Here is a 22,628-nt window from a genome sequence, read left to right as displayed (position 1 = left end):
GAAGAAGACTGCGGCAGAAAGGTTAGATAAGGCCGGCGGCCGTCATCAGCTCCACGACCTTCTTGCTGTCGAGCGTCGAGGCTTCAACCTTTGGGGCGTTAAGGTCGGCAAGCGGTACCAGCTTGTCGTTGGAGGCTGCATCCTTGCCGATGGCGTATTCAAAGGAATCGCCGTCCTTGAGCACGGTCTGGCCAGCCTTGCTGGTGAGGTACTTCAGGAAAGCCTGAGCTTCCTTCATGTGTTGCGTGGACTTCAGGATACCGCCGCCCGAAACGCTGACGAAGGCGCCCGGATCCTGGTTCTTGAAATAGTGCAGGCCGATATTCTTGCTGTTCTCACCGGTCTTGGCCTGATCGCCGAACCAGTAATAGTGATAGATGATCGCGCCTTCGACTTCACCGGCATTAACCGCCTTCATGGCAACGCTGTTGCCCTTGTAGGGGGTGGCATTGTCCTTGAGTCCCTTCAGCCAGGCCTTGGTGGCGTCTTCACCCTTCAGCTGCAGGAGGGCGGCAACGATTGCCTGGAAGTCGGCGCCTGCGGGAGCCGCGCCCCAGCGACCCTTCCAGGCCGGGTCCTGCAGGTCGAGCATCGACTTCGGCAGTTTGTCTTCGGTCAGCTTCGTCTTGTCATAGGCAAAAACCGTGGTGCGCGCGGCAATGCCGGTCCACATGCCGTCGGCCGGGCGATACTGCTCCGGAACCTGCTCCAGCGTGTCCTTATCGACGGGCGCAAACAGGCCGGCACCATCGACCAGCGTCATGGCCGGCGAGTTTTCGGTGAGGAAAACGTCGGCGGGCGAAGCATCGCCTTCCTGGATGATCTGGTTGGCGAACTGCATATCGCTGCCCTGGCGCATGGTGACCTTGATGCCGGTCTCCTTGGTGAAGGCATCGATCCATTCGCGGCCGAGGCTTTCGTGCTGGGCATTATAGACGACGATGCCTTCAGACTGCTGCGCATTGGCACTGCCTGCGAGCGCGGTGGCTGCGAGAAGTGAAGCGGCAAGCGCAAGCGCGCCGGAAAGACGGTTAAGAGCAATTTTCATGATGGCCTCCGTGGCGATGTCACCCGAGCTCCCAAGGGTGATGGCAGGCGTATATTTTTGTTGACTGATTACTTCAAGTTTCGAGGTCAAAAATAACATCACATTATCTTGACTCAATCTTTCATCTTCGCGGGGAATAAATCCGGATTTCGTCAAAAAAAACGACGCCGGCGAGGCGTCGCTTCTTAGATTCCAATGCGTTAGCTTATTCGACGTCGAACTTGACGCCCTGCGCCAGCGGCAGCGTCTTGCCGTAATTGACGGTGTTGGTGGAGCGTCGCATGTAAGCCTTCCAGGCATCCGAACCGGATTCACGGCCGCCGCCTGTCTCCTTCTCGCCGCCAAAGGCTCCGCCGATCTCAGCACCGGACGGACCAATATTGACATTGGCGATGCCGCAATCCGAACCGCGCGAAGACAGGAAGGTCTCAGCTTCGCGCATATTGTTGGTGAAGATCGAGGACGACAGGCCCTGCGGCACAGCGTTGTGCAGCTCCAGCACAGCGTCGAAATCGCTATACTTCATGACGTAGAGGATTGGCGCGAAGGTTTCCTGCTCGACCGGGCCGGTTTGCTCAGACATTTCGACGAGTGCGGGGCGAACATAGAAGGCTTCTGCCGAACCGTTCTCGACGCGCTCACCACCTACGACAGCGCCGCCGGCGGCCTTTGCCTGGCCGAGAGCCGTCTGCATCTTGTCAAAGGCCTGCCCGTCGATCAGCGGGCCAACCAGCGTGCCTGTTTCCAGCGGGTTGCCGATCGTCACCGAACCATAGGCCTTCTTCAACCGCGGAACGAGCTGGTCGTAGACGCTCTCATGCACGAAGAGACGGCGCAGCGTCGTGCAGCGCTGGCCGGCCGTGCCCATAGCCGCGAAGGCAACGCCCCGCAGCGTCAGATCAAGATCGGCCGTCGGGCAGACGATTGCGGCATTGTTGCCGCCAAGCTCCAGGATTGCGCGGGCAAAGCGCTGCGACAGGCGCGGACCTACGGCGCGGCCCATGGCCGTGGAGCCGGTGGCCGAAACGAGCGGGATCTTCGGATGGTCGACCAGCACTTCGCCAACCTCGCGGCCACCGATCAGGAGCGTCGAGAGATTTGCCGGCGCCTTGCCGCCTTCAGCAACAAAACGCTTCAGCGCCTTCTCGAACAGCGCCTGGACGGCAAGCGCCGTCAGCGGCGTCTTTTCCGAAGGCTTCCAGACCGTGGAATTGCCGCAGACGATGGCGAGTGCCGCATTCCACGACCAGACAGCCACAGGGAAATTGAACGCCGAGATGATGCCGATGGCGCCAAGCGGATGCCAGCTTTCCATCATCCGGTGCTCTGCGCGCTCGGTGGCGATCGTCAGGCCATAGAGCTGGCGGGAAAGGCCGACTGCGAAATCGCAGATATCGATCATTTCCTGCACTTCGCCGAGGCCCTCAGAGGTGATCTTGCCGACTTCGATCGAGACCAGGCGGCCGAGTGCAACCTTGGAGGCCCGCAGCTCTTCGCCGAGCAGGCGGATCAGCTCGCCGCGCTTCGGCGCCGGAACGGCACGCCATTCGAGGAAAGCCTTGTGCGCCGCGTCGATCGCCTCCTTGGCGTCCGCAACAGAATGCTCCTTCAGCTTTCCGATTTCCTTGCCCGTGATCGGTGATGTCACCGAAAGCGTACCGCCGGTATATCTGTTGGCATCGACGCCGAGATCGGCGAGCAGCTTGGCGGTTTCGGTGGCGAGATCGAGGACGGCGATGGTCATTGTCTTGGTTCCATTCTTGTTGTTCTCAGAAACGGGCATCGGCGAAATGGGCGACCTGAGCGCCGGCTTCGTACCATAATTCCTTGAGTGCGCGGAAGCTCGGCTCGCGAGGATCGGTCAGCGGCAAAGGCAGATCCGCTTCGGCCATCCGGCCAAGAATATGCTCCGCCAAAGTGCGGCCGAACACTGTCCCGGGCGCGATCCCACGGCCATTATAGCCCGAAAAGCCGATGACATTGGGAGCGAATTTGTGGAAGCGCGGCAGTGCATTGTCGGTCATGCCAATCTGCCCGTACCATTCGCACTCGAATTCGATATCGCCGATCTCGGGGAAAAGCCGCTTCAGCGAGCGCTTCGCCCAGCCTTTGTGCACGGAAAGGCCAGTATTGCGCAACGCCCCGACACTGCCGAAGACCAGGCGGCCGGCCTGATCCATCCGGAAGGAGGAGAGGATTTCCTTTGTATCCCACGCACCCTCGCGATTGGGCAGGATCGACTGGCGCAGATTGTGGCCGAGCGGCACGGTGGCAAAATTGAAATAGGGCAGAAACACCTGCTCGTTGCGCACCTGCTCCCAGGGGCCGGTGCTGTAGGCGTCGGTCGCCACGATGATCCAGTGGGCGCTCACCTGTCCGCGCGCCGTCTTTACCACCCAGCGGCTGCCCTGCCGCTCGGTTGCGATAACAGGGCTTGCCGTATGCAACACGACACCCGCCTTCTGCGCCGCATGGGCAAGCCCGCGCGCATAGGCAAGTGGCTGCAGCGTGCCGGCCCGCATATCGAGCAGCGATCCGGCATAGGCATTCGTACCGATGCGTTTTGCCGTCTCATCCGCATTGAGCAATGTGACGGGCGCGCCGCGCGCCGACCATTGCTTGTAGCGCTCCTCGACTTCCTTCAACCCATCCGGACCGACGGCGCAATGCAGCGTACCCTGCTTTTCGAGCTCGCAAGCAATGCCATGCTTTTCGATCAGTTCCATCACCAGCCGTGGCGCGTTGCCAAGCAGGTCGAGCAGACGCTCGCCATAAACCGGGCCGAGCACACCGGGCAGGTCATCAGGCATGACCCACATGCCGGCATTGATGAGGCCGACATTGCGACCTGCGCCGCCGAAGCCGATCTCCTTGGCCTCGAGCAGCACGACCCGCGATCCGGCTTCGGCCAGATGCAGGCCGGAAGAAAGACCCGTATAGCCGCCACCGACGATGACGACGTCGGCCTCGATAGCGCCTTCCAGCACAGAGGTGACGGGTGGCTGGGGAGCAGTCTTTTCCCACAGGCCGTGGGAGCGCGGATCATTGAGCATCGGACAGTCCAGTCAGGATCGAAATCGGCACTCTAGCGCCGCCTCCGCCCTTGCGGAAGCGGCCAAATATCAGGCGACCGTCTTTAGCTCCAGGCCGGAAAGGCAGAGCTTTTCCATGGCCATGTCGAGCGAGGCGGCCTGCCGCTCGGCATAGAGCGCGAGCTCGTCCTGGACCTTCGCGCCGAGCGCCTCCTCGAAGGCATCCCGATTCGAGCGTGTCGCATAATTCTGCTGCTGGTCCGTGCCGAGGTTCGACTGGAAGATACCGGCCGCGCTGACCGGCAGGAAATCCTCGTAGATGATGGGATCGAACCGCAGATAGCCCCTAGCGATCAACGCGTCCGGATCGGAGGGCAGCTGTCCCTTGGCCGCAATACCTTCGGGCGTCGCCGAATAATGGAAGAAGGCAAACCCCTCGCGCCGCAGCTCGTCCCAGCTGTCCGGCAGTGCTTTGAAACGCCCGGCAAGTTCGGCATCGTAGTCGCCGGCCTTAGCGCCGGATGCGCCGACCTGCACTTCGCCTCGCACCGAGGCAAGCAGCCGATCATAGAGCGCCCGCCCCTTGGCCGTCAGCGCCACGCCGCGCTGTTCGATCTCGCCGAAGCGGGCCGTATGCGTGCCTGATGTCGTCCCGGCCTCGCCGGCAAAAGCAATCGGCTCTTCCAGAGCCTTGAAGCTCGTCTGCCGCAGCAGGATATCGCAATTGCGTCGCGGCGGGCCTTCGATGACGGCCTTGGGCGTGATGCCGCGCTCCGGCATGCGCCGTTGCACTTCATCAATATCGAGCGTGCGCGGCGTCAGATGGTTGATATGCGGCCCCTTGAAACTGACGACGTCTGCAATGAGGCGGTGGGCATCATGCAGACGCTTGTAGGTCTCGGCGCTGACCGTCGCCTCGCCGTGCCAGCGGAAGGTTTCCAGCGCCTCGGCAACGAATTCCGCAGCTTCCGCTTCCGTCAGACCGCCGGCCTTTTCATGCTGTTCGATGAGGGCGATGGCACGCGGTGTGTAGATGCGCCGTCTGGCGAGGATTGCCGCGGCTTCAGCGCGCAACTCTTCGTCTTCGATCAGTTCCAAGCGCAACAACGAGGTGAAGACGCGGAACGGATTGACCTTCAGCGCCGCCTCATCCACCGGCCGGAAGCAGGTGGAATGTACGGGAACGCCGGCGACGGACAGATCGTAATAACCGACCGACTGCATCCCCATGACGGCAAAGAGCCGCCGGATCGTAAACAGCTCTTCGGCCGTTCCGAGACGGATCGCGCCATGGCGCTCGACATCGATGCGCTCAAGTTCGCCTGCACGCCGAAGCCGCCCGCTCAGTTCCTGGTCTCTCGCGAGGACTTCGGCGTTGACCTCCCCCACGAGCTCGATCAACGTTCCGTATTGCAGCACCTCCGTCCGGTACATCTGCGACATGGCTTCGGTGAAAAGCGAACGGATGCGATCTGTGGAGACGAAAGCGCCGGGCATGAGAAAACTCCGCGTTCATTCCGATTTTGCAGGATGAAGTTCTTTACAAGGCCGCTGAAGCGGTGAATATCGACGTTTCGGAAATAGTTTATTCTGAAATGGAATGATCATGCTCTCACCAAGACGTTTTTTGCCGTCGATCTCGCACCTCGCCGCCTTCGAAGCGGTCGCCCGCACCGGCAGCGTTACGTCAGCCGCCCGCGAACTCGACCTGACGCAGAGCGCCGTGAGCCGCCAGATCAAGGCGCTGGAGGAACAACTCGGCGTCGAGCTTTTCCTACGCGAACGCCAGACCGTGCGACTTACTCTTGCCGGAGACGCCTACGCGCGTGAGATCCGCGAGGCACTCCGGCGTATCTCCAGCGCCTCGCTAAATCTGCGCGCTAACCCGCATGGCGGTACTTTGAACCTCGCCATTCTGCCGACCTTCGGCACGCGCTGGCTGGCGCCGCGCCTCGGCCGCTTCCTTGCCACCAATCCGGGCGTCACGATCAACCTCGTGACTCGGCTCTCCTCCTTCGATTTCCGCCTTGATTCTATCGATGCTGCCATCCACTTCGGTCATCCCCACTGGCCGGGCGCGGAACTCGCCTTTCTGATGTCGGAACGCACGCTGCCCGCCTGCAGCCCGGATTTCCTCAAACGCAACGCGATTTCCCGCGCGGAAGACCTGCTGACAGCGCCCCTCCTGCATCTGACAACCCGGCCCGACGCCTGGGAACGCTGGTTTGCCGACAACGGCGTCGTCTTCGAAAGCGTGCACGGCATGCTGTTCGACCAGTTTGCGACGGCAGCGCAAGCGGCAATCGCCGGCCTCGGTGTTGCCCTGCTGCCGACTTTCCTCATCCAGGAAGAACTGAAGCGCGGCGATCTCATCCCCGCCGTCGACCGCGAGATGGAAAGCCGCGAACGCTATTATCTCGCTTTTCCGCCGGAACGCGCAGATTACGCTCCGCTTGCCGCCTTCCGCGACTGGATTGTCTCCGAAGCCCGTTCGGGTTCTGAAATGTAAGGAAGGCTTGCATCGCAGCAGCGGTTTCGACCATTATGCGCGCCATCAGAATTCGATGCAGGAAATTCCCATGAAGCCGATCTTCGTCCAGCTCCAGTGCGCCCCCGGCAAGACCTACGAGGTCGCCGACGCCATCTACAAGACCGAACTGGTCTCGGAGCTCTACTCGACATCAGGCAATTACGACCTGCTGCTCAAGGTCTACATCGAAGAAGGCCAGGATATCGGCAAGTTCATCAATGACAACATCGCCAACATCCCGGGCATCGTCCGTTCGCTGACGACATTGACCTTCAAGGCGTTCTGAACCGGTTAACCCTTTTGCAAATAAAGCCGTTCGAGGTGCATCTTCATATACCGCACCTTAACGGCCGGCGTGGCTGGTCATTCCCACAGAGAATAGGTGGGAAATGTCCGTCTCCATGACAGAGACCGTCGAAAAAAGGCCGCAGCTTGATGCTGCGCCTCTCATCGTGCATGTCGTGCGCCAGTTTCTGCCGAACCGCGGCGGCCTGGAAGATGTGGTCGCAAATCTCGCCCGCCAGACCCTGAAACGCGGATATCGTGTTCGCGTCGTCACGCTCAATTCCCTCTTTACGGCACTTGAAAACAAGCTGCCGGCGCACGAAACCATCGACGGCATCGAGATCGTGCGCATCCCCTGGTCGGGCAGCAGCCGCTATCCGCTGGCGCCGCAGGTGTTCCGTCATATCGGCGATGCCGACCTTATCCATGTCCATGCGATCGACTTCTTCTTCGACGCACTCGCCTGGGGCAGGTTCCTGCATCGCAAGCCCATGGTCGTCACGACCCATGGCGGCTTCTTTCACACGAAGAAATTCCTGGCCATCAAGAAGGTTTGGTTCAGGACGCTGACACGGCGCTCGGCACTGGCTTATAGCCGCGTTGTCTGCTGCAGCGCGTCAGATCTCAGCCAGTTCATCCAGATCGTCCCCGATGGCATTACCATCGAGAATGGTGCCGATATCGGCAAATTCGCCAATGCCTCCTCGCGCACCCCTGAACGGCGCGTCGTCACTATCGGGCGCTTCTCGGTAAACAAACGGCTCGATCTGCTACTGGATGCAACGGCAGCGCTCGTCAAACGCAATCCCGACTGGCGTCTCGATATCATCGGCGCCGAATCCGATCTCAACGCCGCCGATCTCAGGCGCGAGATCACCGCAAGGTCGCTGGACACAGCGATCACCCTGACTATTTCGCCGGATAATCAATCGATCCGCGAGATCATCGCAAAAGCATCCCTCTTCGCTTCCGCCTCGGAATATGAAGGTTTCGGCCTCGTTGCGCTGGAAGCGATGAGTGCCGGCCTGCAGCCGGTCCTGAACTCCAATGAGGCTTACCGCGTACTTGCCGGACGGCACGAGGAGATCATTCTCGCCGACTTCATGAAGCCGGATCGGGCCGCTGACGCGATCGAGGAAGCTTACCGGAAAGTAAGCGCCGAGGGTGCAGCGCTGCGGGAGAGCCTTGTTCAGGCCGCGCACGCTTATTCGTGGGACGCAGTCGCCGAACGCTATATCGACCTCTACCGGTCGATCGGCATTGCCACCTAGAGCATTTCCGAACACAAAACCGCTGCACGGTTTTGCGGGAATTGCTCCAACAAATCAGGAAATTCTCAAGCCTTCGCAAGCCGGACGATCTCGTCCAGCACCAGCTTGCGCGATTCCGGCGGTGTCAGGTTGTGATCGGCATCCTGCAGCATCACCACCCGCACATTCGGGTGCCGTGTAAACTTGTGCCCGCGCGGGCCGAAGTGGAAATACATGTGGTCGAGACCGACATCGCCTTCGCTGTAGATCAGCGTCAGCGGCACCTTGCGCCTGCCAAGCGCCGCAAAGGACTGGCGCACTTGCCGCGCGATATGACGGCGGCCTGGGATGAGTTCGACAAGCGGCGCGATGCGCGGCGAAAGCCGGCGGCCGATCGCGATGAAGATGTTCTGCAGGGCCGCAAAGACATCGACCTCGCCGCGGAACAGCCGCTTGACCGTGTCGAACCGCATCATCCGCTGACCGTAGTCGTCGACGCTGCGCGGAACAGAGACGACATGCTCGCGCCGCACCGGCATCTCGGGATCCCAGTAGTAGACGAAGGGATTAATGGAAACGATCGCCTTCAAACGCTCATCCTCGATGCCCGCGCGCAGGGCCACATAACCGCCGCTGCAGCGACCTGCGACCATGATCGGTCCGGCGACAAAGCTTTCCAAGAGATCCAGCGAGGCGAGCGCGTCTTCCGTCTGTGTCGCCGAATAGAGAACCTGTTCCGGCGCATCCGGCCGCGGAACGCTGTCGCCGACATTGGCGGAATCGAAGCGGAGTGAAACGACGCCCTGGCGGGCGAGCTCACGCGCCATATCGACAGTCGTACGACCCCAGCCCGCATGCCGGTCATAGGCCGTCGACATGAAGAGCACGGCATTACCCTTGATCTCGCCCTGCGGCCGGCTGATGACGCCGATCAGATGCTGGAAGGCTCCGAAACGAACCGGAATTTCCTCAAAACCATCACCCGCGAGTGGCTGGTTTTCGACCTCCTGCGGAGAGTGACCCGCGGATGCGGCAGGCGTGGTTGTCTCGACAAGCCATTCGGCGAGCAGGTCGATGACTGCCATCGGCGTCTTGGCAAAGAGCGGGTTCGTGACCAGCTCGTCATAACCTTCGAACACGCGCTGCTCGACATTGCCGCCGAGCGCCTTCAGTGCGTCGGCGAAGGCCGTATCGTCAACCCGAACCGGGCGTTCGAGGATGAGGTAATTCGGCGCCGCCAGGTCCTGCGGTGAACTGATATTGAGCTTGCCGATTTCCGCAGCAATCGCGTCGGGCAAGGTCAGACCGGCGATCTGCACCTGGGCGCTCGGCGCATGTTCCTTGCCGAGACCGAGGTCGGCATGGATGATCCGCGACCACATGTTGATTTCACGCAGATGGCCTCTGCCGCTCAAAATAGGCGCAAGCAGCACAACACTGTCGACGCCCTCGATCGAATGGCCAGTCAAATGAGCAAGCGTGCCGCCGAGACCCTGGCCGACAAGGATGATCTGGGAGCAACCACTGAGAGCCTTCAGCTTTACAGCGGCCGCGCGGATGGAGTTCTTCCAGATTTCCAGGCTCGGCGTCTGATTTCCGAAATCGAGTGCGTCACCCGTGCCCGTATAGTCGAACCGCAGGCTCGGTACACCGATATCGGAAAAATGCTCTGCCGCCACACGATAGAATTTCCGCGTGCACATTTCCTCGAAACCCCAGGGGCTGACGAAGAGGACGGCAGCCGAGCGTCTTGCGACATCAGGCTTTTCGGGCATGAACAGACCAATCGTGCCATCGAAGACAACGGGAAGAGCAGCGGCACGGCCGGCGCCTTCTGCTGGTTCACGCGAGAATTCTTCGTTGACCGGCTTCTTCGCTTCTCCTTCTGGGGTCGGCGGGGTGATGAAATTGACCACGCGCCTTGCCGGTCCCTTCAGCAGCGCCGGCATCTTGTCGAGGATCGAGCGCAGCACCTGGATATCTTCGGCCGGAACGGCGCGCAGGACTTTCAACGCAGCAAAATAAGTAAATGTGCCAGCGATGATCGCCGCGACAAGACCAATCGGACCCTGGATGAGCTCAAGTGCAGTAATGGCACCGCAGCCGCAAAATACCGCCGCGAGAGTAATCTTCGTAAGGCTGAGATAAAGGCCCGAAAGCTGAGTTCCGAATCCCGTTTGCCTGACCATCATTACCGACATCGCAACAAATACGGCTATGCGCACAAGCGCGGCACCCTCGGCGGCAAGACTAGGTACGATGAGTAAACAACCCACTACCATCAGGAGGCCACCTATCACACTGATTTTCAACCGTACATTGGCCTTGTCGATTGAAAGCAGGTACAGGCTGAGAACCTGCATGAGAGTGTAGGCAGGCGCGACAAGCGCAAGCAGGGCGACAACTCCGCCGCTTCGGTCGAAGGCTTCGCCGAAGACCACATGTACAAGTTCAGTAGAGATCGCAGCGAGCCCGAGGCTCATGGGCAGCACAATATAGGCCATGCTGCGGATGACGGCGGCAAAGGCCTCGACCGGGAATTTAGAGTCAGCACTGGCATGCCGCCGTTCAGAATAATAGGGCAGCAGGCTGCCGCTCATCTGGATGGGAAGCTGCAGCGCGATATTGGCGATCGACAGGCCGGCAGCATAGAAACCGACCATTTCCACCGACCAGAACTGCTGCAGAAAGAGCAGTTCAATGCGGTTGAGGAAGATCGAATCGATGATGAACTGCATAGACAGGATGACCGACGACGACGCCAGATATTTGAGCGAGACGCCGCAGCGGTCACGACGGGTAAAGAGGATCGGCAAAGTAGCGACGAAAAGCACGAGCTGGCCGAGCGCATATCCGACGAGCACGCCCAGCACCCCATAAAAAACGGCACCGACCGCCACACCCACAAGCTGAAAGACCGAGACGATCAGCGTCAGCTGAAAGAAGGTGCCAAGCCGCTTTTCGCCGATGAGGTAGAATTTGACGAAGGAGCCAATCGCCTGGACGAAGAAGAGAATGCCTGTCACAAGCGCCACCGACGGCGCGGTATCGGCCCAGTGCATTTCCTCCGATGTCAGGAAGAACAGGGCATAGAGCCCCAGCAGCACCAACGTGGAGCAGACCATGAAGGTAACCAGGATCGAGGCAAATCCCCTACGTTGCTCGAAACTGTAGCCCTGCGCCGAAAGCTGCGGCAGCGTCTTCAGAAGCGTGATGCTGGAGCCGAGCTCGGCAATCGAGGCCCCTGTGACAACGAGCCAGAGCGAAAAGGCGACGATGCCGTTGGCTTCGGGGCCGAGCAGGCGTGCGGTTATGATCGAGGATACGAATCCCGTCACCAGAAGCAGCATGCCCGCCGCCGCATTCATCACCGAGTTTGCAATAATGCCCTTCGACATCCGTCCATCCGTTAGAAGCCGCATCGCGGCCGAAAACAAGCCATCTCTAAATTGGAAATGTTAAAATAAAGGGGAGTGAAGCGCTCAGCTTAGCTTGCCTGCATCGCCGAAAGCCTCGAAAGCGCCTTGTCATAACTGTGCTCGGCAAGATGGCGCATCAGATAGGTCCGAGCCCCCTCCGCTTTTCGCCTCGCACCATCAGAATCGGAATAGATGCTCTTCAAATGCGCTGCCGCGGCCACTGGCGAGGGATCGGCCCAAACGGCATCCTTGAGATCGGCAAATTCCGGATGGCTGTCGACGACGGGAACGAGCGAAGGCTCGACCAGCCAGGTATTGTCGGGATCACAGAAATCGGCCGTGCCCGACCATCCTGTCGAGACGACGGGCGTGCGGTGCATGATCGCTTCAGCCACCGTCAGGCCGAAACCCTCCGAGCGATGCAGCGAAAGATAGGCGTCGGAATCGCGGATAATGCCGTTGATCTCCGAACTCGCCAGATTGTCGGTAACGATCCTGACGTTGCGGTCGCCTTCCACGGATCGCATGAGTGCCCGAAGCGCCTCGTCTCTGGCCGGGTTGCCGCTCGCCTTCATCAGCAGGAAGGCATTGGGGCATTCGGCGCTGAAGAGCCTGAAGGCTTCGATCGCCGCCTGTGGGTTCTTGCGGTTGATCGAGGAGCCGGCACTGAAGATGAACGATACGAGGAAAGCATTCTCGGCAATTCCGAATTTCTGCCTGATACCGTCAGCCGCCGGCCGCTCGGTAACAGGGTGCGGCACGACAATGACAGGTGCAGTCGTATGCGGCGCAATTGCCCGCCTGGTGAATTCCGAGGGAACGAAGACGGCGTTCATATAGTGCATGGCATTGCGCCATTCCGCCGGCACCACTTCAAGCTCCCAGGCCCAGTAGCCGATGTTGAAGGCACGGGTGAAATTGCCGAGGCCTTTCTTCAGGATCGCGCGTGGCAGCATGGGCGGATTGAGATGCCATATGCGGCTTCCCGGCTGGCCGTCGGAAACCTGTGTAGATGCCCACTCCACCAGCTTGCCTTCGTCCGGATGCGTGCTGACATCAGCAAGCATGATCTCACGGCCCGCGTGCGAGAGCGCGGCAACGCAAAGTCGCGCGGATTCGCCTACACCCGCCGCCATCGATAAATAGCCGACGATCTCGACAGGCCGGCGCGGATTGAAGGCGAGACGCGATTTGACGATCAGCCGCTGCAGCAGATGCCCGCGCACGTTCCGATAGACGCCCCGCAAAGCCTCTTCCGCCTGCACTCTGATCGTCATGACCGCTCCCTGGCCGTTAAAGCGCGAAACGGCGCGCGGCGCCGACGCTCCTGATTTCACCCGTCGGCAATGCATCGCCATCAGTGCCCGCAGCGGCGATGAGCTTCACTCGCTTGGCAGGGCCTGGTGCCAGATGGAACCAGTCCTCTTCCGCCCGGTAGCCTTCGACATCGATATGGACAGATTGGGCCAACCTATCGGTCGCAAGCGCAATGACCCAATCATCGCCCTCACGCATGAAGGACGCCTCGATCGTCGCGTCGTGGAAGGCTTTGGCTCGGCCGCGCGGAAAATGAAAAGCCTGCGCGAGCAACGTGCCGTCCATCGTCGACCGCAGCCAGGCGACGCTGACGTCATGCGATGGCGCACCGAAACGGAAGGCATAGGTCGCATCGAAGAAGCCGCCGAAGAGATCGGTACAAGCGATACGCTCAACGCTTCTCGGGTCGAGATTGAAAGCCTTGCTGCCGCTCGCGACCTGCTGGCGCCCCTCGCGCAAGCAGGCGACATCGAGTTCGACAGCGACCACCTTATCGGTTTCGTTGATGACGTTGACATAGAGGCCGTTCGTCCCCTCGTCCGTAAAAACTGCCTGCACCGGACGGAAGGCGCGGCGCATTGCATGCCAGACAGGCTTCGGCTCGCGGGTGGAGTTGATCACGCCCCAGCCGGGACCTGGCAACAGATCCTGCAGGGTCCAGACGAGCGCGCCATTGCAGGACGATCCCTTGCGTCGCCATTCGGCAAAGGTCTCCTCCAGCACTTCTCCCGTCACGGCGCGCGAAAGATCGAGATAACGCTCGGGATCGTCGCGGCGGAGCCTGGCCGGATCGAGATCGTAGAGAAGCCCGAGATAGAAGTCTCTGATATCCTCGAAATCCCAGGAAGCACCACGGTCGCGCGGCACCCGCTCTTTCCAGAGCGGACTGTGAACTGGGGGCACGTCGAGATGCCGTTGCAAGGTCCGCTGCTGCGGCACATGAGCAAAGGCGAGGCTTTCGGCCGCAAAGCGCACCTCGGCGCGGCGCGCATCCTCGAGTGGCCGCATATAGGCGCCGACGCCGTAATAATGCGTCACGCCGGCGTTGGGCGAAAAGGGCATCGCCCCGCCATAGGGCGAATTCGGCACATAGGGCACATCCGGCCGCATGCGCTGGCAGATCGCCGGGATGATCTCGTCGGTGATCGGCCCGCTCCAGAAATCTGGGGGCAGACCGAACATCGCCGCCTGCTGGTGGATTTCGCTGCCGCCGCAGAGCACGGCAAGCGAGGGCGAGAGCTGTACGCTGTGCAGAAACTCTTCCACCTCGGCATGTACACTGCCGATAAAAGCCTTGTCATTCTTCGGATAGTCGAAATTGGCGAACATGAAGTCCTGCCAGACCATCAGCCCGAGCGCATCGCAGAGCGCGAAAAAGTCGGGCGTTTCATAGGCCATGGTACCGCCGATGCGGATCATGTTCATGCCAGCCTCGGCAGCAAGCCGCAGGAAAGGCTCGTAATCGGCCCGCTCGCCAGGCAGCCGTGCGATATCGGCCGTTGTCCAGACCGCGCCGCGGCAGAAGACCCGCTCGCCGTTGATGACAAGCGCGAAATCATTGCCATCAGCGCCATGGTCAACCTCGATACGGCGAAAGCCGGCTTTGCCCAGCGAATGTTCTTCGCCATCGATAACCAGCGTCACATCATAGAGATGCGGCACACCATGCGTATGCGGCCACCACGCCTCAATGTCGGAAAGCTTGAGAATCGCCGAATAATGCCGATCGCCGATCTTCTCGAAACCCTGCTCGGCGCCGGCGCAACGCAACAGCATCACCGGCTCTTCGCCAGCGGTACAAAGCGAAACGCTGAGTCGCCCCGCGCCGTTTTCCTCCAACACCGCGCGCACCGAAACATGATCGACCGAGGCCACGCCCCGGCGCGCGAGCGAAATCTGCCGCCACGGCCCAACGGCATGGATCTCGGGACACCAGCCGGGCATATGCCCGAGCAGCGTGTTGCGGACATTCTTCAGCCCTTGAGGCGTAATCATCTGCGGTCGCCAGCGAGCACGCGGCCCGGGCTCCGACAGACGAGGGCCAAGCGCCCGGAAACAGAGCGCCAGTTCATCACCACCTGTCAACGTAACCGGCATTTCGTGCGCAGTGAACATGCTCTCGGAAAAGAGGATTTCCTGGCCGTTGAGAAAAACATGGCAGATTGTCGCCAGCCCCTCAAAACGCAGGATCGCCTCACCCGGCTCCGTATCGAAGAGGCGGGTCAGGTACCAGGCGTCCTTGGTGTTCAGCGGCTGTGGATTTTCCCGGTCGAACAGCCCTGCTCTTTCGAGCGCCGCTGCAACGGTGCCGGGAACAGGTGCAGGAATGAACTGCGCCGAAAGATGGATGTCGTGGGGTGTCGCGCAGGCGCCAGGCTCGGTCAGAACCAGATTCCACCCTTCGGAAAGCAAGCTTTCCTCAGCCCCGATGCTTGCCAACCGCCCCCGCATGGTCAGATCTCCGGCCTCAGACTCGCTCCGCGAGCGATGCCATCATCGAATCCCATGCATCGGCTGCCGGATCAAGTGCCGCTTTCAAAGGCTCGAACTTGCGGCGGGTGACGGCGCGGGCAAGCTGGAACTGAACCGACTTCGCCACTTCCGAGATCCGGCGCGCCTCTCCGGCCGCAACACCAAACTCGCCGGCTGAAAGCCAAGTCAGATGATCGGCCGCGAGTTCGAAATTCGCACCTACCTGCCGCAGCGTGTTGAAGGCATATTTGTGGAAGAAACCGAAGGACCGATCGGCTACTGCCTCAACCTGCAACGGAAAGACCTCGGCAAAGGCGCGGATCGGATTGGCGCTTGGGCGGCGATGGAAATGGAAGCCCAGGAGCCGCCGCGAAACCTCGCGCAGATGTGCTTCGCCGACAGGGCGTTCCGGGAACTTGGCGAATTCGGTATAGGGCAGGAACGGCGCATCCTCATCCGTCAGATGGGATTGGAACAAGCCGTCGAAATCCTCGCCCTCGATGCGGAAATAGCCGGCATTATGGAAGTAGTCGACACGCTTGCCGGCAAAGTCCAGCCGGTTGATCGCAACTGTGGTCTTGCCATGTTCCTGCCGGTAGGCGGTGCCGCGCGTATCCGGCATGTAGAAGGAATCCATCTCGATGAGGCAGAGCCGCCCGCGGGCGATCTGCACCTCGATATGCCGCTCGACGCGGTCGTAGATCGCAAGCTCGGTGGCGCGAATGCCGTAGAGCGCTTCGAGATCCTCCAGCGGCACCTTGAAGAAGGTGAACTGGTCGCCCTCGAAATCCTGGGTCAACGTGAAACCGAGCATTGCTTCCGGCACAACGCCGAAGGTCGAGAGAACCTCGATCCAGAGATCGATGTAGCAATTGGTCTCAGGCCACATGCGCTCACCGGAATGCAGCGCATGCGCCCTGTAGGTATCGGGATCGATACCCGCAAAGACCGATGTCATCGAGCCGCTCAGCCCCACAGGACTTTCCGCACACTTGCCGGCCATTCCTTGACGTCAAGGCCGTGATGATGGAAGAGCGCGAGCGCAATGCGCTCCAGCCCGAAGCCGACGCAGGCGGTGTGGGCCACGCTGCCGTCTTCAAGGTTCAGGCCCCACTTCACGCCGAACGAGTCCTGATGATAGTTGAAGCTCATGCAGGCCGTCGGGTTTGCAGAGGAGGTGATCGGGATCAAGAGCTCGAACTTCAGGTTCTGGTCGCGCTGGTTGTTGACCATCATCTTGCCGGCACGGCCGAAGAACGGGTCGTTGGCAACGTCGATTGTCACGTCGAGACCGACCTGCTTCATCATTTCGACACCGCGGTCCATCCAGCTCTGGCGGAAATCGGTCACATGCTGCTCGGTGCCCATGCAGACATATTCGCGCATGCGGAAAAGCTGCTGCCGGGCCGGATCCTTGGAAGGCTCATGACGGAAGCAATAGGATTGCAGATCGAAGAGACCGCCCTTGGCCGGCAGGTTGCCGCGCTTGGCGACCGTCGGATAAAGCGGATAGCAGGCTGCCGGCGTCAGCACGATGTCGGTCGCCTTCTGGTCCTTGGTCCAGTCCTCGCCGACTTCCATGCACTGCAGCAGGCTCATATGGTCGAGCTCGCTGCCGCAGAAGCTGTGCACCGTGCCGGCAAGCTGCGGAAAGCTCTTCATGTAGCCGCTCTTTTCGAAGAGCGCGCGGTTCATGCCGGGCGGAAAACGCATCGCCTCGGCGCCATCGGCGCCGCCGAACTTATCGATCAGCCGCTCGAAGGCAGCGATGACATCTTCGAACTGGCCGCTGCGGCCATAAAGACCGTCAACGCCGGTATCGATCAGCAGACCTGACTCGAAGAGCCGGTCCAGAAACGAAGTCTGCATATCCATGGCTTTACCCCAGTAGGCTAGTGTCCTGCTTATGGACAAGAAGCATGCTCGACGTATTGCCGAGGATGCGGTCGTTCGAGATCATGAGCTGTGCGGAATGGGCATCGCGCAGATGACGTCCGAGGCTGAAGGGCGTACCGTTCTTGTAGCCCATGATGCCGCAGATCAGCATGGTATGATTGACGATTTCCAGGATCGTTTCCGAAGAGGCGATCTTCACATTGTTCATCGCCACGGCAAAACCCATCGACGAGAGCTTGTCGCCGTCAGTTTTGGCATCCTCATAGGCCTTGAGGCCGGCAACGACGTTCGATTTCACCATCTGCAGGAGGTTGGAAACCTCCGCGAGGCGAAGCGCACCGGGCGGCGTGGCGTCGGGAGACTTGCGGGCAGCGGCACGCACGAAGGCCTGGGCACGGGAAACGGCATCGACTGCGATACCATACCAGACACCGCTCCAGAGCAGGTGCGAGGAGGCGAGCATCGACTGCGCAGCGATTTCAGCGAAGGGCTTCGGCAGGATCTGTGCGGCCGGCGCTTCACCCTTGAAGAGGAAGCCGTCGGAGCAGGTACCGCGCATGCCGAGCGTGTTCCAGATATGCGTCTTTTCGAGCGTGTACTGATCCCTAAGGAAGGCAGTCAGTACCTGATCGGAAGAAGCGGCCTGCGGATGGCTGCGCGAGGTGATAAGAATTGCATCGGCATGCGAGCCATAGGAAATGACGGTCGCATCCTTTTGCAGCCTGCAGATATCGCCGTCGATTTCGATGGCGCAGATGCTGTTGCGCAGATTGCCGCCGATCCCACCTTCGGTGGTGGCGGAAGCGATCAGGAGCTGTTCGGCGGCGATACGGCGCATGAAGGCGCTATGCCATTCGCTGTCGACGCCGTGTTCGACGAGGCTCGAAAGCTTGATCTGGTGCATGGCGAAGACCATCGCGCTTGCCGCGCAGGCCTGGCCAAGAATCGAGCACAATTCGGCGATCTGGGTGATGGAAGCGGCCTCGCCACCGAGATGGCGGGGAATCTGGATGCCGAGCAGGCGCTCGGTCTTCATCGCGTTGACGGCTTCCTGCGGGAACCGGCCTTCGAAATCGACGGCATCCGCATGTTTTGCCGCAATTTCTGCGACGCGGGCAGCCCTTGCGACCAGGCTGTCTTCCGTGATCTTGACCGGGAAGTTCATCAGGCGACCTTTCGACTATCCCGGATGAGATCGACCGTCTTGGCGATCGCCGAGATGCTTGCGAAGGACTTGCGGTTCAGGAGATTGTCAGGAAATTCAATATCGAATGCCTCTTCGATGCCAAGCATGAGCTGCACCGAGGCGAAGGACGTCAGACCCGCAGCGTAGAGATCCGCATCGTCGGCAACCTGATCAACAGGAACAGGAAGCTTACCGAACTTGGCTACGAGGTCGCGGATTGTCTTGTTCATCCCATTAACTCCAGATTTTCATGATCCTGAGCCGGCATTCATCGCCTTTTCATGGGAGTGCTTTTAGTGCGGAAAACAGAAAATTCCGCTAATGTAATTAGTTAAATATGACTATCATTCATACTTTGTATTTTACAAATAATGCCCGCTTGAGGCCTAATACTTCATTCCTATCAATAGTTTGATGTGGCCCGAGACGACCGGCAGTAAATGGCCCCGGCTGTATCGAGTGCAGAAATGGTACGCCGGGAGCACGCTTTTGCGTTAACCGGCAGGAGGATAGGAATGCTCGCCGCCGCGATAGTCCGACACCGAGTAGCAGCCCTCCCCGGTCGCCTTCACAGCGCTCTCGCCGATGACAGCCTTGCCGTAACCACCGGGAATATCGAGAATATAGGTGGGCTGGCAGAGACCGGAGATGCGGCCGCGAAGCGAGGCAACGATCTTCTGCCCCTCTTCTATCGACAGCCTGAAATGGCTGGTGCCGGGCGCAAGGTCCGGATGATGCAGATAATAAGGTTTCACGCGCGTCTCGACGAAGGCCCGCATAAGTTCTGCCAGCACGTCGGGATCGTCATTGACGCCCTTCAGGAGCACCGACTGGCTGACCATGACGATGCCGGCATCCACCAGCCGGGCGCAGGCGGCGCGTGCTTCAGTCGTCAGCTCACGCGGATGGTTGGCGTGAAGCGCGACATAGACAGTCTTGCCACTCGCTTTCAGCGCCGCAATCAGCTCCGCATCAATCTTCTGCGGATCGACGACGGGCACGCGCGTGTGGAAGCGCACGATCTTCACATGCTCGATCTCAGCAAGCTCGCTTAGAATGTCGCCGAGACGCCTTGGTGAAAGCACCAGCGGATCGCCGCCGGTCAGGATCACTTCCCAGATCTCGCCATGCCCGCGGATATAGTCGACGGCTGCAGCCAGCGCCGCCGGATCGAGCATGCCGAGCCCCTGCGGCCCCACCATCTCGCGCCGGAAGCAGAAGCGGCAATAGACCGGGCAGACATGCACGGCCTTCAACAGCACGCGGTCCGGATAGCGATGCACGATGCCCTCGACCGGGCTGTGCGCATGGTCCCCGATGGGGTCGGCCCGTTCCTCGGGCGTGGTAACGAGTTCCGCCACATCGGGCACGAACTGCCGGGCAATCGGATCGGCCGGATCGGCATAATCGATCAACCTTGCCATGGCAGGTGTCAGCGCGATGGCATAGCGCGCGGCGACCTCATCGAGCGCCAGTCGCTCCGCGTCCTCGACCAGCCCCGCCCTGACGAGATCGTCGACGCTCTTGATCGGACGCATGACATTCATCGGCCGTACTCCGCGACCGGCGCCCAGAGCACCTGATCGATCCGCGACGCACCTGTCGCCAGCATCACCAACCGGTCGAAGCCGAGCGCGATGCCGCTCGCTTCCGGCATGATTGCCAGCGCCGCCAGAAAATCCTCGTCGAGCGGATAGGTCTCGCCATAGACCCGCATCTTCTCCGCCATCTCGATCTCGAAACGGCGCCGCTGCTCGGAGGCATTTGTCAGTTCGCCAAAGCCGTTGGCAAGCTCGACCCCGCAGGCATAGAGCTCGAAGCGCTCCGCTACGCGCGGATCGCGCGCCGAAGGCCGCGCAAGAGCCGCTTCCGAAACAGGATATTCGTCGAGAATGGTGACACGGCCAAAGCCGAGATAAGGCTCGACCTTCTCCACCAACACCCGGCTGAAGAGATCAGCCCAATGATCGTCATCGGCAACGCGCATGCCGACCCGCCGCATTTCAGCGGCAAGATGGTCGCGTTCGGTCGAGCCGTCAGCAGATACAGAAGCCAGAAGATCGATGCCGGCATGGCGACCGAACGCTTCTGGAACGCTGATGCGCTCCGGCCCGGCGAAGGGATCGCACTCAGTGCCGCGATAGGTAAGCGTTGCGGTCTTCACCGTTTCGGCAGCGAGCGCCAGCATGCGCACGCAATCCATCATCAGGCTCTCATAGCTCTCGCCCGCCCGATACCATTCGAGCATTGTGAACTCAGGATGATGCAGCGGCCCGCGCTCGCGGTTGCGATAGACATGCGCAAAGCAGGCGATGCGTTCTTCACCGGCGGCCAAAAGCTTCTTGCAGGCAAATTCCGGCGACGTGTGCAGGTAGAAGGGCGCAGCCTGTCCGTCCGTCGTCAGCGCTTGCGTCGCAAAGGCATGCAGATGCGCCTCGTTGCCCGGAGACACCTGCAGCGTCGCAGTATCGACCTCGATGAAATCCTCACGGGCGAAATAACCTCGCAGCGCTGACTGGATCGCGTTACGCCCGATAAGGAACGGGCGGCGATCGGCATGCACTGATGGTGTCCACCAGGGAGACGCTGTGGCGCTCGTGAGGTTCATTCAACGCTTTCCTTGCCGGATTCGGCCGGGATGGGGTGGCTATTTACACGATTTTAGGTTAGTGCCGCCCCGAAGAAAAAACATTTTGCGTCTTCAGGGCCATTCTGACTGTCCTCTACGACGCCGAAAGCCGACTTACAAGGAAGTCTTATGGTCAAGGTCATCGCCTCTTCGGTCCGCAAGGGCAACGTTCTCGATGTCGACGGCAAGCTCTACGTCGTTCTCACGGCTCAGAATTTCCACCCGGGCAAGGGCACGCCGGTTACCCAGGTCGACATGCGCCGCATCGTTGACGGCGTGAAGGTTTCCGAGCGTTGGCGCACCACCGAGCAGGTCGAGCGCGCCTTCGTCGAAGATGTGAACTTCCAGTACCTTTATGAAGACGGCGAAGGCTTCCACTTCATGAACCCGGCCACCTATGATCAGGTCGTCGTCGACGTTGACACCATGGGCGACCAGAAGGCCTTCCTCCAGGAAGGCATGACCTGCATCCTGTCGATCCACGAAGGTATTCCGCTGGCGCTCGAACTTCCGCGCCACGTCACCCTCGAGATCGTTGAGACCGAACCGGTCGTGAAGGGCCAGACGGCATCCTCCTCGTACAAGCCGGCGATCCTGTCGAATGGCATCCGCACTTTGGTTCCGCCGCATATCGATGCCGGCACCCGCGTCGTCATTGCAACGGAAGACAATTCCTACGTCGAGCGCGCCAAGAACTGATTGCATCAGTTTCCAGACATTCGGACGGCCTGAAGCAACCGCTTCGGGCCGTTTTCATTTGATCGGAAATACTCATTCGCTTCCGGCAGCGCCAATAGACAACGACCGGCAAAAACGCCGGCCTCCTGCTCAGAGATGCGGGTTACGCGGCCGGTATTTCTTCACCAGCTTCTGATTGATTTCTGCAGCACCCGGCATGTTGGCGCTGAGGTAAACAGGCGCATCGCCCGATTTCGAAAGCTCGGAGGCGACATCCGCAAAGATGGCATTGATGACGGTGACGCCCACAGCCGTCGAGACCGGCCCGACCCGAAGGCCCGTGCCATCGAGATCAAGAACGGCGTCACCCGGCGGCAGCCCGTTATCCAGCACCACGTCGGCCACATCGGCAAGCCGCCGGCGCCCATTGGCGATCGCCGTCGAATAGGCGATCGAGGTGATGGCGATCACCTTGGCGCCGATCTCGCGCGCGTAGTCGGCCGCCTCGATCGGCGCGGCATTCACGCCTGAATTGGAGGCGATGATGATCACATCACCCGGCTGCATGCCGTAACGCTCCAGCATTGGCCGCACCAGCCCTTGGGTGCGCTCATAGACCGAGCTGATGACCGCACCCTCATGCAGCATGGCCGAGCCGACGAGAACGGGCACGGTAAAGGCAAGTCCGCCGGCACGGTAATGCACCTCTTCCGCCAGCATATGCGAATGGCCGGTTCCGAAGACATAGACACGCTTGTCGCCACGGGCAGCCTCAAGGATCGCAGCGGCGGCCTGCGCCATTGGTTCGGCCAGTGCCCGCTTCAACTCTTCCAGCCGGCCGATCAGATTGGAGAAATACGCGTCCGTGATGTCACTCATCCGCCGC

At 60.5% G+C, this 22,628-nt stretch carries 18 protein-coding genes; 4 read left to right on the top strand and 14 right to left on the bottom strand.

What is annotated here, in order from left to right; translation table 11 throughout:
* Positions 1-22: 22 nt before the first annotated feature.
* The 4 genes from ACR9ZQ_RS26755 to hglS form a co-directional block, all read right to left on the bottom strand.
* Positions 23-1,048 carry an iron ABC transporter substrate-binding protein gene (locus tag ACR9ZQ_RS26755; RefSeq protein ID WP_310385159.1) on the bottom strand — a complete coding sequence of 342 codons (1,026 nt, stop codon included), beginning with the start codon at positions 1,046-1,048 and terminating at the stop codon, positions 23-25.
* Positions 1,049-1,253: 205 nt separating this feature from the next.
* Positions 1,254-2,792 carry an L-piperidine-6-carboxylate dehydrogenase gene (gene amaB, locus ACR9ZQ_RS26750; RefSeq protein WP_310385161.1) on the bottom strand — a complete coding sequence of 513 codons (1,539 nt, stop codon included), beginning with the start codon at positions 2,790-2,792 and terminating at the stop codon, positions 1,254-1,256.
* A gap of 25 nt (positions 2,793-2,817) precedes the next feature.
* Positions 2,818-4,101 carry an NAD(P)/FAD-dependent oxidoreductase gene (locus tag ACR9ZQ_RS26745; RefSeq protein ID WP_310385163.1) on the bottom strand — a complete coding sequence of 428 codons (1,284 nt, stop codon included), beginning with the start codon at positions 4,099-4,101 and terminating at the stop codon, positions 2,818-2,820.
* Between the two features lie 69 nt (positions 4,102-4,170).
* The gene (gene hglS / locus ACR9ZQ_RS26740) at positions 4,171-5,577 is read right to left on the bottom strand and encodes a 2-oxoadipate dioxygenase/decarboxylase HglS (protein ID WP_481429068.1); all 1,407 of its coding nucleotides are present in this window, start codon (positions 5,575-5,577) and stop codon (positions 4,171-4,173) included.
* A gap of 103 nt (positions 5,578-5,680) precedes the next feature.
* On the opposite strand from hglS, the gene ACR9ZQ_RS26735 reads away from it, so the two are divergent.
* The 3 genes from ACR9ZQ_RS26735 to ACR9ZQ_RS26725 all read left to right on the top strand — a co-directional run bounded on the left by ACR9ZQ_RS26735 (position 5,681) and on the right by ACR9ZQ_RS26725 (position 8,166).
* Positions 5,681-6,589, top strand: coding sequence for a LysR family transcriptional regulator (locus ACR9ZQ_RS26735; protein WP_481429067.1), 909 nt, complete (start codon positions 5,681-5,683; stop codon positions 6,587-6,589).
* 70 nt (positions 6,590-6,659) lie between these two features.
* Entirely contained in the window at positions 6,660-6,896 is a 237-nt protein-coding gene (locus ACR9ZQ_RS26730) for an Lrp/AsnC ligand binding domain-containing protein (protein WP_007825394.1), read from the top strand.
* Between the two features lie 103 nt (positions 6,897-6,999).
* Positions 7,000-8,166: a glycosyltransferase family 4 protein gene (locus ACR9ZQ_RS26725; RefSeq protein WP_310385170.1), complete on the top strand. Its 1,167-nt coding sequence runs from the start codon at positions 7,000-7,002 to the stop codon at positions 8,164-8,166.
* A gap of 65 nt (positions 8,167-8,231) precedes the next feature.
* On the opposite strand, the gene ACR9ZQ_RS26720 is transcribed toward ACR9ZQ_RS26725, so the two are convergent.
* The 9 genes from ACR9ZQ_RS26720 to epmA form a co-directional block, all read right to left on the bottom strand.
* Entirely contained in the window at positions 8,232-11,543 is a 3,312-nt protein-coding gene (locus tag ACR9ZQ_RS26720) for an oligosaccharide flippase family protein (RefSeq protein ID WP_310385172.1), read from the bottom strand.
* 89 nt (positions 11,544-11,632) lie between these two features.
* Positions 11,633-12,811, bottom strand: a complete 1,179-nt coding sequence (locus ACR9ZQ_RS26715) for a glycosyltransferase family 4 protein (RefSeq protein WP_481429361.1) — start codon at positions 12,809-12,811, stop codon at positions 11,633-11,635.
* 46 nt (positions 12,812-12,857) lie between these two features.
* Entirely contained in the window at positions 12,858-15,332 is a 2,475-nt protein-coding gene (locus ACR9ZQ_RS26710; protein WP_481429066.1) for a glycoside hydrolase family 2 protein, read from the bottom strand.
* 16 nt (positions 15,333-15,348) lie between these two features.
* The gene (locus tag ACR9ZQ_RS26705) at positions 15,349-16,329 is read right to left on the bottom strand and encodes a DUF1839 family protein (RefSeq protein WP_310385174.1); all 981 of its coding nucleotides are present in this window, start codon (positions 16,327-16,329) and stop codon (positions 15,349-15,351) included.
* Complete coding sequence (locus ACR9ZQ_RS26700; RefSeq protein WP_310385176.1) at positions 16,320-17,228, bottom strand: amino acid--[acyl-carrier-protein] ligase; 909 nt, start codon at positions 17,226-17,228, stop codon at positions 16,320-16,322. The genes ACR9ZQ_RS26705 and ACR9ZQ_RS26700 overlap by 10 nt, the downstream gene beginning before the upstream one ends.
* A gap of 4 nt (positions 17,229-17,232) precedes the next feature.
* Positions 17,233-18,414, bottom strand: coding sequence for an acyl-CoA dehydrogenase family protein (locus ACR9ZQ_RS26695; protein WP_310385179.1), 1,182 nt, complete (start codon positions 18,412-18,414; stop codon positions 17,233-17,235).
* Positions 18,414-18,665 (bottom strand): acyl carrier protein, encoded by a 252-nt coding sequence (locus ACR9ZQ_RS26690; protein ID WP_112564399.1) that lies wholly within the window; start codon positions 18,663-18,665, stop codon positions 18,414-18,416. Before ACR9ZQ_RS26690 ends, ACR9ZQ_RS26695 begins: the two co-directional genes overlap by 1 nt.
* A 264-nt stretch (positions 18,666-18,929) precedes the next feature.
* The gene (locus ACR9ZQ_RS26685) at positions 18,930-19,982 is read right to left on the bottom strand and encodes a lysine-2,3-aminomutase-like protein (RefSeq protein ID WP_310385182.1); all 1,053 of its coding nucleotides are present in this window, start codon (positions 19,980-19,982) and stop codon (positions 18,930-18,932) included.
* A complete protein-coding gene (epmA, locus tag ACR9ZQ_RS26680; protein WP_481429065.1) occupies positions 19,979-21,043 on the bottom strand; it encodes an EF-P lysine aminoacylase EpmA in 1,065 nt (354 codons plus the stop codon). The genes ACR9ZQ_RS26685 and epmA overlap by 4 nt, the downstream gene beginning before the upstream one ends.
* Positions 21,044-21,193: 150 nt before the next feature.
* Here epmA and efp point away from each other — a divergent pair, with 150 nt between their 5' ends.
* Positions 21,194-21,763: an elongation factor P gene (gene efp, locus ACR9ZQ_RS26675; RefSeq protein WP_037101953.1), complete on the top strand. Its 570-nt coding sequence runs from the start codon at positions 21,194-21,196 to the stop codon at positions 21,761-21,763.
* Positions 21,764-21,892: 129 nt separating this feature from the next.
* Here the strand turns inward: efp and ACR9ZQ_RS26670 are convergent, their stop codons facing one another.
* Positions 21,893-22,621: an SIS domain-containing protein gene (locus ACR9ZQ_RS26670; RefSeq protein ID WP_037101955.1), complete on the bottom strand. Its 729-nt coding sequence runs from the start codon at positions 22,619-22,621 to the stop codon at positions 21,893-21,895.
* Positions 22,622-22,628: the final 7 nt, after the last annotated feature.

The organism is Rhizobium sp. KNZ14-9A, assembly GCF_056755015.1.
The sequence above is the reverse complement of the archived record's forward strand: the minus strand, read 5'-3'. Positions and strand labels throughout refer to the sequence as shown.

What these genes read in the sequence shown, in the direction of transcription:
- ACR9ZQ_RS26755 (WP_310385159.1), bottom strand. Translation starts at nt 1,048, where the DNA reads ATGAAAATTGCTCTTAACCGTCTTTCCGGCGCGCTTGCGCTTGCCGCT.
- amaB (WP_310385161.1), bottom strand. Translation starts at nt 2,792, where the DNA reads ATGACCATCGCCGTCCTCGATCTCGCCACCGAAACCGCCAAGCTGCTC.
- ACR9ZQ_RS26745 (WP_310385163.1), bottom strand. Translation starts at nt 4,101, where the DNA reads ATGCTCAATGATCCGCGCTCCCACGGCCTGTGGGAAAAGACTGCTCCC.
- hglS (WP_481429068.1), bottom strand. Translation starts at nt 5,577, where the DNA reads ATGCCCGGCGCTTTCGTCTCCACAGATCGCATCCGTTCGCTTTTCACC.
- ACR9ZQ_RS26735 (WP_481429067.1), top strand. Translation starts at nt 5,681, where the DNA reads ATGATCATGCTCTCACCAAGACGTTTTTTGCCGTCGATCTCGCACCTC.
- ACR9ZQ_RS26730 (WP_007825394.1), top strand. Translation starts at nt 6,660, where the DNA reads ATGAAGCCGATCTTCGTCCAGCTCCAGTGCGCCCCCGGCAAGACCTAC.
- ACR9ZQ_RS26725 (WP_310385170.1), top strand. Translation starts at nt 7,000, where the DNA reads ATGTCCGTCTCCATGACAGAGACCGTCGAAAAAAGGCCGCAGCTTGAT.
- ACR9ZQ_RS26720 (WP_310385172.1), bottom strand. Translation starts at nt 11,543, where the DNA reads ATGTCGAAGGGCATTATTGCAAACTCGGTGATGAATGCGGCGGCGGGC.
- ACR9ZQ_RS26710 (WP_481429066.1), bottom strand. Translation starts at nt 15,332, where the DNA reads ATGCGGGGGCGGTTGGCAAGCATCGGGGCTGAGGAAAGCTTGCTTTCC.
- ACR9ZQ_RS26700 (WP_310385176.1), bottom strand. Translation starts at nt 17,228, where the DNA reads ATGGATATGCAGACTTCGTTTCTGGACCGGCTCTTCGAGTCAGGTCTG.
- ACR9ZQ_RS26695 (WP_310385179.1), bottom strand. Translation starts at nt 18,414, where the DNA reads ATGAACTTCCCGGTCAAGATCACGGAAGACAGCCTGGTCGCAAGGGCT.
- ACR9ZQ_RS26690 (WP_112564399.1), bottom strand. Translation starts at nt 18,665, where the DNA reads ATGAACAAGACAATCCGCGACCTCGTAGCCAAGTTCGGTAAGCTTCCT.
- ACR9ZQ_RS26685 (WP_310385182.1), bottom strand. Translation starts at nt 19,982, where the DNA reads ATGAATGTCATGCGTCCGATCAAGAGCGTCGACGATCTCGTCAGGGCG.
- epmA (WP_481429065.1), bottom strand. Translation starts at nt 21,043, where the DNA reads ATGAACCTCACGAGCGCCACAGCGTCTCCCTGGTGGACACCATCAGTG.
- efp (WP_037101953.1), top strand. Translation starts at nt 21,194, where the DNA reads ATGGTCAAGGTCATCGCCTCTTCGGTCCGCAAGGGCAACGTTCTCGAT.
- ACR9ZQ_RS26670 (WP_037101955.1), bottom strand. Translation starts at nt 22,621, where the DNA reads ATGAGTGACATCACGGACGCGTATTTCTCCAATCTGATCGGCCGGCTG.